The sequence below is a fragment of the Eudoraea sp. genome (assembly GCF_049669105.1).
Classification (GTDB): Bacteria; Bacteroidota; Bacteroidia; order Flavobacteriales; family Flavobacteriaceae; genus Eudoraea.
Window position 1 is genome coordinate 1 of the sequence record NZ_JBATKE010000215.1, and the last position, 8502, is coordinate 8502.

General features: G+C 38.2%; 7 protein-coding genes. All 7 read right to left on the minus strand.

Annotated features, from left to right (window positions below; translation table 11 throughout):
* Positions 1-13: 13 nt before the first annotated feature.
* On the minus strand, positions 14-292 hold the full coding sequence (locus tag WBM60_RS16315) for a co-chaperone GroES (protein ID WP_424262825.1): 279 nt from the start codon (positions 290-292) through the stop codon (positions 14-16).
* A 139-nt stretch (positions 293-431) separates the two neighbouring features.
* Positions 432-788 carry a preprotein translocase subunit SecG gene (gene secG, locus WBM60_RS16320; RefSeq protein WP_424278380.1) on the minus strand — a complete coding sequence of 119 codons (357 nt, stop codon included), beginning with the start codon at positions 786-788 and terminating at the stop codon, positions 432-434.
* The gene (locus WBM60_RS16325; protein WP_424262821.1) at positions 789-1712 is read right to left on the minus strand and encodes a hypothetical protein; all 924 of its coding nucleotides are present in this window, start codon (positions 1710-1712) and stop codon (positions 789-791) included.
* Positions 1713-1783: 71 nt separating this feature from the next.
* Entirely contained in the window at positions 1784-2302 is a 519-nt protein-coding gene (locus WBM60_RS16330; RefSeq protein WP_424262819.1) for an LptE family protein, read from the minus strand.
* A 49-nt stretch (positions 2303-2351) separates the two neighbouring features.
* A complete protein-coding gene (locus WBM60_RS16335; protein WP_424262817.1) occupies positions 2352-3626 on the minus strand; it encodes a sigma-54 interaction domain-containing protein in 1275 nt (424 codons plus the stop codon).
* A 2-nt stretch (positions 3627-3628) separates the two neighbouring features.
* Entirely contained in the window at positions 3629-5074 is a 1446-nt protein-coding gene (miaB, locus tag WBM60_RS16340) for a tRNA (N6-isopentenyl adenosine(37)-C2)-methylthiotransferase MiaB (RefSeq protein ID WP_424262815.1), read from the minus strand.
* Between the two features lie 188 nt (positions 5075-5262).
* Positions 5263-8406, minus strand: a complete 3144-nt coding sequence (locus tag WBM60_RS16345) for a WD40/YVTN/BNR-like repeat-containing protein (protein ID WP_424262812.1) — start codon at positions 8404-8406, stop codon at positions 5263-5265.
* Positions 8407-8502: the final 96 nt, after the last annotated feature.

Genomic DNA, 8502 nt, shown 5'->3' on the forward strand with positions numbered 1-8502 from the left:
TAATTTTCAGTTATTATATAATTGCTAAAATGTCGCTTTCTCTCATCATAAGATAATCGGATCCGTCAAGCTTAAGCTCGGTACCGGCATATTTTCCATAAAGTACCGTATCTCCGACTTTTACTGTCACTTTATCATCCTTAGTACCCGGGCCAACTGCCACCACTTTCCCTTTTTGTGGTTTTTCCTTGGCAGTATCCGGAATATATATCCCCGATGCCGTTTTAGTCTCCGCTGCCATAGGCTCAATTAGGACCCTGTCGGCAAGTGGTTTAATGTTTACTTTAGCCATATTATATAGTTTTTAGTTTATAAATTTCTTCTTCTATCGGGCAGAAATTATGCCATTTCTTAAAAACTGACATAATGTTAAAATAAAAATGCCAGCTTGTCATTTATGCTGGCATTTGAATATATTTCCTTGCTGTTTTCTATTGAATCGTATCTAAAGGATTACTATTGTCAGGTACAGGTACTTCCTCAGGAACAGTTTCGGGAACCACATTTTCTATATCATCACCTTGCAGTAATTTAGATTCGGCTTCCCCAAAATTTCCTTTTAGTGCTACATTGGATAATAGAATAAGTACTATCAATAGCGTAGCTAAAGTCCAGGTACTTTTATCCAGAAAATCACCAGTTTTTTTTACACCCCCAACAATTTGAGTTCCTCCTCCACCAAATGAAGAAGATAATCCGCCGCCCTTAGGGTTTTGCACCATAATAACCAATATCAGCAGTAAACAAACCACTATGATAAGGACCAAAAAGATTGAAAATGTGCTCATTTATTTTGTATTTTCTTGCTGTAGCTTTCGCACTGCTTTTATTCGGTTTGCAAAGAAACTACTTTTTTCTGGATATTTCAAACTTAAAATCTTATATGCCTGAATGGCTTTTTTATACTTTTTTTGCTCCAGATAAACCTTCGCCAGTGTTTCAGTCATCAACTCATTTTTGTCGAGCGTAGTTGATTCTTTAATGTTAACGTTTGAAGTCAGATTTTCCGTTGGGACTATCCTGGGCTTGTTTTCTATAAACTTGTCTATTAACTCAAATTTTTTCTTTTTCAGGATGTCCTCCTCCAATGGAAAATTAATTTCCATTCTTTCTTTTTCCTGAGGTTCTTCTTTTTTCCTTTTTATCGATTTAAATGAAGTAAGTTGCAGCCATTCCCCAAAAGAATGTTTCTCTCGTTTTGTAAATGGGAGGGGTTTGCCAAGTTCTAACTCTTCCTCTGCCTTTTTTTCGGCAGCTATGTATTTATCTACTTCAGGATCCTTTGATGAAAAAAGTAAAGGATCAAGGATGTTGTCGGCATCCTTAGCACTTTGTGGTAAAGGATGATCCTGAGAATCATCAATAAGGTGAGTATCGATATCCAGGTTAGGTTCAACTTCTTCGGAGAGGATCTCCTTGTCAGCCAGGGGTAAGGTTTTACCGGAAATAGTATCCGCAATTGAATTTTGAAGAAATACTTCAGCAGTAATAAAATCGAAAAGTATATCCCTGTCGGCGGTGTAAGCCGCCGTCACTTTTAGTGCGTTATTATACTTAAAGCTATTTAGATTCTTGAGTCCTTTTAAATGAAGTGCGCGGGCAGCCTGAAAGTACGGATATTCATTTAGGATATCTTCCAATTGATTTGTCTGAACAGGCTCTAAAACCTTATCCGGATTCTGTAATAAGAATGTAAAATCTGCTACGTTCATATCAATTAACTAATAAATCACAATTTTTGAATCACCCATATTATGGGACTCCCCATATATTTCGTATTGTATTACCAGTCTGCCAGCGATTCATTAAAAATATCCTGGGTTATTCTTTCAAAAATAGCCCCGAGTGCTTCATCTCTAACCGATGAGAATTGTGTATTCGCGTCGTAATCATAAAAAAAAGAAAATCGCTGTTCAAAATCTACATCTTCTTTTGTTCGATTAAAAAAGCGAACATTCACACCCATGGTTAATCTATTCTGTGCGGCTCGCTGTTGTGCGGTCGCTGTCATTGGAGATATCCGGAATTCTACAATTTCGCCCTCATATATCAAATCTGCGTCTGAATTCCGCAAATCCAAACTTGTTTGGTTAAGAATCAGATCCTGTAATGCCAAAGTAAAATCCCTGTCCAAACCTGGTTCAAAAGTAGATCCCGGGCTTTGGGAAGCATAATTCTGGAAATAATTTACTTGGAATGAAGTGGCCGTACCTACATCACCACCAGTAAAGTTATAAGCACCACAACCCATTAATAGAAACATCAGGGAGATGCTCACAATACTGTTAAATGTTTTTTTCAAAAGATATAGTTCAAAGAGTTATCAGAATAGTTCAATTCAAAAAAATTAGTTACAAATCATATTGTTTTATCTTTCTATAAAGTGTTCTTTCAGAAATTCCCAATTCTGCCGCCGCCGCCTTTCGTTTTCCTCTATTTCTATCCAGTGATTTTCGGATTAATTCAATTTCCTTTTTCTGTAAAGAAAGTGTTTCCTCCTCTTCTATTTCCTCGGCAAAATGATATTTATCTTCCTGAAGTATTTCAGGTTTTGTTTCTATTCTGGCTTCCGGAAGGGGTAAAACTTTTAATGCTTTACTCTTTTCTTCCTCAATATCCTCGATATCTTCCCCATTGCTGCCATATATCTTACGGATTAAATTTTCATTTTCCTCCTGTACTTTAGCTGAATCATTGTTTTGAAGCATTTCCAAAGTAAGTTTTTTGAGATCATTCAGATCTGATTTCATATCAAACAAGACTTTGTAAAGTATCTCTCGTTCGTTGCTAAAGTCATTTTCTTTTTTTTGCCTCCCAATTACGGCGGGAAGATTAGAATCGCTGGCATTTGGCAAATATTCGTTTAAAGTAGACAAACTTATATTTCTTCCCACTTCTAAAACAGATATTTGTTCAGCAACATTTCTTAATTGACGGATATTTCCCGGCCATCTGTATTTCGTGAGAAGTTGTATGGCATCATCCTGAAGCCTTATAGTGGGCATTTTGTATTTCTGCCCAAAATCCGAAGCAAATTTTCTGAACAATAAATGAATATCCTCCCTTCGTTCTCTAAGAGGAGGAATATGAATATCTACGGTACTTAATCTATAATATAAATCTTCCCTGAATTTTCCTTCTTTGATGGCCTCTATCATATTCATGTTAGTGGCAGCCACAATGCGAACATTGGTTTTTTGGACCTGAGAAGATCCTACTTTTAGGAATTCCCCATTTTCCAATATTCTGAGTAGTCGCACCTGAGTGGTAAGCGGAAGTTCCCCTACTTCATCCAAAAAGATAGTACCGCCATCTGCAACTTCAAAATACCCTCTTCTGGTTTGGGTTGCGCCGGTAAAGGCCCCTTTTTCATGGCCAAATAGCTCACTATCTATAGTGCCTTCGGGAATGGCGCCGCAATTTACGGCTATATATTTTGCGTGTTTTCTATGGGATAAAGAGTGAATAATTTTTGGTACCGCCTCTTTTCCAACACCACTTTCACCTGTGACCAGGACAGAAATGTCTGTAGGAGCAACCTGAATAGCCTTTTCCAGGGCACGATTGAGCTTTGGATCATTGCCAATAATCTCAAAACGTTGTTTTATTGCCTGTACACTTTCCATGCTTAATTGTTTTCAGAATAACCAACTGCTTTGCCCAATAAAGTGGCAGAAGTGCAATTTTCTATTCGTACCATTACAAATTCTCCAACAGAATAGTTCTCTTTAGGAAAAACCACAACGGTATTTTGAGAATTACGTCCCATCCATTCTAAATCAGATTTTTTGGATGTCCCTTCAATAAGAACCTCTTCAACTTTACCTAAGTGTTGTTTTGTTCTAAAAAAGCTATGCTTTAATTGCAGTTCAATAATCTCATTTAATCTTCTTTTTTTTACTTCCTCAGGGATATTGTTAACAAGTTTTCTCGCGGCCATTGTACCAGGCCGTTCGGAATAGGCAAACATAAAACCAAAATCATATTTTACATATTCCATTAAAGATAAAGTATCCTGGTGATCTTCCTCGGTTTCGGTTGGGAAGCCTGTAATCATGTCCTGGCTTATGGCACAGTCCGGCAAAATGCTCCTTATATTATTTATTAAATCAAAATACGCTTCCCTCGTGTGCAATCTGTTCATTGCCTTTAGAATTCTGTCGCTTCCACTCTGAACTGGCAGGTGAATGTAATTACATATATTTCTAAACCTGGCCATGGTTTCAATAACGTCAAGGGTCATATCCTGTGGGTTTGAAGTAGAAAAACGAACCCTCATTTTGGGTTGTGCTACCGCGACCAATTCCAATAAATTGGCAAAATTCACGGCTGTGGCTTTCTGCATTGCTGATGCCGCGTCGAAATCCTTTTTTAAACCTCCGCCATACCATAAATAACTGTCAACATTCTGGCCTAATAAGGTAACTTCCTTAAATCCTTTTTCCCAGAGTTCATTTACTTCATTAACAATTGAATGAGGATCTCTGCTGCGCTCTCTACCCCTTGTAAAGGGAACAACACAAAAAGTACACATATTATCACAGCCACGGGTTATGGATACAAAGGCTGTTACCCCATTTGAATTTAATCTTACCGGGGCCACATCTCCGTAAGTCTCATCCTTGGAAAGTATAACATTAACGGCATTCCTTCCCTCATCTACTTCTCGGATAAGATTTGGCAGATCCTTATAAGCATCCGGTCCAACTACCATATCCACAATCTTTTCTTCTTCCAGTAACTTGCTCTTCAGTCTTTCCGCCATACACCCGAGAACACCTACCCTCATATGAGGCCTGGTCTTCTTTATGGCGTTAAACTTTTCAAGCCTTTTTCTTACAGTCAGCTCCGCTTTTTCCCGAATAGAGCATGTATTAACCAAAACAAGGTCTGCCTCTTCCAAAGAATTAGTGGTATTAAATCCTTCTTGCGCTAAAATAGAGGCAACAATTTCGCTGTCAGAAAAATTCATTTGACAGCCATAGCTTTCTATATATAAATTACGGGTGTTTTTCTGGTCTTTATCCAGTGTAAGCGCGGTACCCTGATTTTTTTCCTCAATAATTTTCTCCATTCTCTTGTCTCTTCTGCGATATCTCAAACAGTTTGCAAAGATAGTATATTCTGCAAACAAGTGACAAATTGACAGTTAATTATTTGTCAATATTAATAGTTCAAAGAAACATCTATTTACCTGTTCCAGAACTTAATTCGGATAGGTCGAATGCGGGTTTCGAATTACAGAGATACTCTAAATAAGTATTAGTTAGTAGAAATCATTTTTATCTGTTTGTCTGATACCTGACTATTAATTTTATTCACATAAGCCTCAAACAAATCGTTTAAACTGTTTATCTCTACTTCTAATTCCTTTTTAATTTCCTTAAAAAAAGCAAGTGACTGATCCGTTGGAGGGTAATCCCCTCTTTGAGAATCTGACATCAGAAATGCTAACCTATTGTTTATTCTTATGCCGTAATTTAACGGATCTTGCCTGCTTTGGTTTTTCGTCATATGGATATTATTTTCAACCTTATCTAACTTGGATTCGAACTCCTCTACAAGTTTATTGAGATCCTCATCAGTTGTAACTTTTTCCTTTACATAAGCCAAATCCTTTTTTACAGAGCGGATATCAATAATTGCCTGATTGGCTCTGTTAACCTGATCTCGTACTTTTATGAGGAAATCAAATTGATTTTTAAAATCGGTCTCAGTATTTGGGAGTCTTGGATCTTTTACTATTGTAAATTCCTTTTCAGATGCTATTCCATTATAAGTAAGTCTTACTCTATAGGTGCCGGGAACTGCTTTTGGACCTACATTAGGAGAAGAGTACAAAACCATTCCTTCAAAGCTTTTGAAGCCAGGGTATCTTAGATCCCAGATAAAACGATTTCCTCCCGTGACAACTTTTAAAGGTTTTGTCGCCGAAGGATCCTGTTTGTCCACCTTAGCATTCGTGTTATACTTTTGAACTAATGCTCCATTAACGTCCAATATCTCAAGGGCAATAGTATCTGTTTCCTTTTTGTCTTTTATATAATAATTTACAATGACCCCATTAGGATGGTTTTCACCTTCTAACCTCATGTCGGGTTTGCTCCAACCCGAGGACTGTTGTGTTCTATAAGTAATATCAGGTTTATAAAGATAAAAATCGCCTTTGGCCATTTCCTCTGTTAGCTGATGTAAGGGGGTTAAATCATCAATCATCCAAAAACTTCTTCCATGTGTGGCGGCAATAAGATCATTATCCCGAACGGCTAAATCCCTTATGGAGGTCATAGGAAGATTTAGTTGAAATGAAGACCATTGTTTTCCATCATCAAAAGAAATGTACATTCCCCATTCGGTACCTGCATATAATAATCCCTCTCTAACTTTATCCGACCTAATAGCTCTTGTATAATGATTATTCTTTATCCCATTGGTGATGAGTGTCCAGCTCTCACCATAATTAGTAGTTTTATAAAGGTAAGGGGTATAGTCGCCAAACTTGTAGGACGTGGCAGCCAAATAGGCAACGCCTTTTTTGAAAGGACTTGGTTCTATGCAATTAATCATATTTAATTTGGGTGATAGGTTAGATGGGGGGGTGATATTCTTCCAGTTTTTCCCGTCATCTTTAGTTATATGTACCAGGCCGTCATCGCTCCCTACATAAATAACCCCTTTCTCTAAGGACGATTCTGCAATGGCAAAAATGTTAGAATAAAACTCTGCCCCGGTATTATCCTGGGTAATGGGGCCTCCAGAAGATTTTATTGTCTCTGGCAGACCTCTAGTCAAATCCGGAGAGATTACCTCCCAGGATTGTCCTTCGTTTGTAGAAATATGTAAAAAATTCGATCCGGCATATAGTCGATTTTTGTCATGTATACTGAACATAACCGGATAATTCCAATTAAAACGATACTTCATAATTTCTACTCCAGAACCCGCAGGATTGTCTGGCCAAACATTTGTAGACCTTGTCTGATCTAATGAATGGTCATAACGCATCATATATCCTTTATAAGTGCCACCATAGACTATATCATTATTCTTTGGGTCAACAGCTATATGAGCACTTTCGCCTCCCGCGGTTATCTCCCAATCTTTTTCTCCGATGCTGCTTTCAGAGCTTCTATGGGAGATTCTAACGGTAGAGTTGTCTTGTTGTGCCCCGTAAATTCTATATGGAAAATTAGTATCTGTGGTAACGCGGTAGAACTGCGCAGTAGGCTGATTGTGATAGGTTGTCCAATTGGTTCCCCCATCATTTGATACCTGAGCCCCTCCGTCATCCGCTATAATCATTCGCTGATTATTATCGGGGTCTATCCACAAATCATGATGATCTCCGTGAGGGGCATTTTTCAAAGTAAAAGTTTTGCCGCCATCTGTAGATACCCCATAACTTACATTCATTATATAAACTTTGTTCTTATCTTGGGTATCTGCATAGATTCTACTATAGTACCAGGCTCTTTGTCGTAGTGCTCTGTTTTCGTTAATTTTTTTCCAGGTCTTGCCTGCATCATCAGACCTAAAAAGTCCACCATCTTCCGCTTCTATTATTGCCCAGACTCTATTTGAATCAACCGGCGATACTGTAATACCCACAATACCCCAGGGTCCTGAAGGAAGCCCTATATGGTCTGAAATGTCAGTCCACGTATTACCACTATCAGTGCTTTTATAAAGTTTACTGTCTGGTCCACCGCTGTCCATTCTATAACCGTTTCTCTTCATTTCCCAGGTTGAAGCATAAAGAATTCTAGGATTATTAGGATCTAGAATGAGATCACCTGCTCCGGCTTTATCACTTATATAAAGAATCTTTTCCCAGGAAGAACCACCGTCAAGACTTTTATAAACTCCTCTGATCTCATTAGGAATCCATAGATTTCCAATGGCTGCAGCATAAACAATATCCGGATTGGTAGGGTGAATGCGTATTCTGGCAATGTGTTCGGACCCCTCCAGGCCAATAAATTTCCATGTCTCACCGGCATCGACACTTTTCCAAAGCCCGTTTCCAGAAGAGACATTTCCCCTTAGCGTTTGTTCCCCTTCCCCTACATAAATTACATTAGGGTCGGATTCTGAAACAGCAACCGACCCTATGGAGCCTCCAAAAAAGCCGTCAGAAATACATTCCCATGTACTTCCTGCATCAGTAGTTTTCCAAACACCGCCACCGGCGGTTCCCATATAGTAAAGCAAATCATTACCCTTAACACCCGTTACGGTTCCGGACCTCCCTCCTCTAAACGGCCCTACTAATCGCCATTCTATGGAATTGTAAAGGGCTTCATTATATATATTGGTGTTTTTGTCTTTGGTTTTTCTTTGGGAATTTGAAGTTATAGGAATTATTAGAGAAAGGAAAAAAACCAGGATAGAGATCTTTTGAAACATAATTTATGGGTTAGCGATTTGTATAAAAATAACACATTTTTTACATCTTTTCGCCGATTAAAAACAAATCCTATTGGTCTTATATAAGGTATAAAA